The organism is Methylobacterium sp. J-043, from assembly GCF_022829505.1.
Taxonomy (GTDB): domain Bacteria; phylum Pseudomonadota; class Alphaproteobacteria; order Rhizobiales; family Beijerinckiaceae; genus Methylobacterium; species Methylobacterium extorquens_A.
In genome coordinates this window covers 1-381 of the sequence record NZ_JAKSYB010000069.1, presented here as the reverse complement: position 1 = coordinate 381, position 381 = coordinate 1, and the positions used below count along the sequence as shown (strand labels likewise).

1 tRNA gene is annotated in these 381 nt (G+C 65.9%); it reads right to left on the bottom strand.

The features are described 5' to 3' along the window. Positions 1 to 83: 83 nt before the first annotated feature. Positions 84 to 160: transfer RNA gene (locus MKK50_RS22595), tRNA-Met, on the bottom strand. Positions 161 to 381: the final 221 nt, after the last annotated feature.

Here is a 381-nt window from a genome sequence, read left to right as displayed (position 1 = left end):
AGCCCGCGACCGGCTGGGGTCTGCGGGCTTGGGATCGTGTGCGGGAATGTCGGTGTGTTCGTCTGGTGTATGCGTGTGTGTATTGGTTGCGGGGGCTGGATTTGAACCAGCGACCTTCAGGTTATGAGCCTGACGAGCTACCGGGCTGCTCCACCCCGCGCCAAGGAGTTTCGTGGGCCCGTTTTGCGGCCCGGGGTGCCGAGCGGCGGGATCGGGTCACGACCGGGAGCGTGCGTGAGGGTATGTGGGGGGTTTGGCGTGTGCTGGGCAGGCCTGGCGCCGACCGACGCGCCCGTGGCTTGAGACACAGTACCATTGGCGCTGGTGTCGTGAACGGCCGTGTTGGCGATGGGATCGTGTTTGTGGGAACCCGCTCATGCC